The organism is Rhodoplanes azumiensis (genome assembly GCF_042682915.1).
Lineage (GTDB): Bacteria > Pseudomonadota > Alphaproteobacteria > Rhizobiales > Xanthobacteraceae > Rhodoplanes > Rhodoplanes azumiensis.
Window position 1 is genome coordinate 1 of sequence record NZ_JBHUIW010000066.1, and the last position, 1,548, is coordinate 1,548.

At 72.9% G+C, this 1,548-nt stretch carries 1 protein-coding gene; it reads left to right on the plus strand.

Annotated features, from left to right (window positions below; translation table 11 throughout):
- A partial coding sequence (locus ACFSOX_RS23590; protein WP_378480259.1) for an MBG domain-containing protein occupies window positions 1-1,433 on the plus strand: 1,433 nt, incomplete at its 5' end.
- Window positions 1,434-1,548 lie beyond the last annotated feature (115 nt).

The window sequence follows — 1,548 nt, forward strand, 5'->3', positions numbered from 1 at the left end:
CGATCTCCGGCGCCGATGCCGGCAACTACGTGCTGGCCTCGACGGCCTTCACGACCACGGCCGACATCACGGCCGCGACCCTGACGCTCGCCGCGGCCGGCACGGTCGCCGGCAGCAAGGTCTACGACGGCACCACCGCGGCCGCCGTCACCGGCAACGGCAGCCTCGCCGGCCTCGTCGGCGGCGACGCCGTGACGCTGAGCCTCGGCGGCACCACCTATGCCGACAAGAATGTCGGCACGGCCAAGACCGTCACCGGCACCTACGCGATCTCCGGCGCCGACGCCGGCAACTACGTGCTGGCCTCGACGGCCTTCACGACGACCGCCGACATCACGCCGGCGTCCCTCGTGATCACTGCGAACCCGCAGAGCAAGCAGGCCGGAGATCCGGACCCGATCCTCACCTATCGGGTGAGCGGCACGCTCTACGGCTCCGACACGCTGACCGGCGCGCTCGCGCGGGAGGCCGGCGAGTCGCCAGGGGCCTATGCGATCCTGCGCGGCACACTGGCGGCGGCGAACTACGACATCGCCTATGTCGGAGCCACCCTCACCGTCACGGCCGAGACCGCGGATGTCGCCACGGCCGAGTTCCCGACCAGCCGGTACACGGCGCCGGGCCTCGCTGCGCCACTGACGCCGGTGACCATCAGCTATCAGGCTGTCGACACCGCGCCCGTCGTCCTGGCGACGATCGCCCCGACGCCGCCGGGTCGCGTCGCCACACCGGGGCCGGCCCCGGGGGGCGCCACGGTCACGATCACGGCGGCGCCCAGTCAGAACGTCGCGCCGGCCGCCGGCACCGACCTCGTGTTCCCGGCGATCTCGCAGTTCGACAGAACCCAGTACATGGGCGCATCGCTGCCCGACTGGGCCTCCGCGGCCGGCGAGGCGACCATCGCGGCCATGGTGGCGCGGGGGCTCGCCCAAACGCCCGATGCCCCGAAGATCGACAGCCTGCGGGCCGACGGCGTGCCCGGCTGGGCGGCCATCGCGGGCGTGCGTCTGATCGACCGAAATGGAACGGTGCGCACGCCCGCCGATGCGGCCGGCTTCCTGCTCGGTGAGGGCGTCGACTTGGCGGCGCTGCTCGCCGGCGGGCCCGTGATGCTCGGCGGTGCAGTGGGGACGGACGGAGCGCGGCCGGTTGCCTGGATGCTCGTGGTCGGCTTCACGGCCGACGGCACCGGCCTCCTCGCCAACGATCCCGCCACCGGGCTGCAGGTGGTGCTCGCCTGGGACGCGCGCACCCGCACGGTCGGTGGCGTCACCGCCGTGCTCGATCCGCAGACCAGGCAGCCGCGCCCGCTCGGCGCCGAGCCGCCGGCCGTCGCGCCGCCTGGCTTCGCGCCGCCCGCCGAGGCCTGGGCAGCCCTGGCGTCGTTCAAGCCCGCGACCTACGTCGCGATCGCCGTCACGCGCGATCGATAGATGCGGTCGAATGAGCGCCACGAGGTGGACACGGCCGGCGATGCCCCGACCGCGGAGGATGTTAGACCGGTTTTCGCTCACGTTGGTGCATAGCCTGCGTGTCGGATGAAATTTC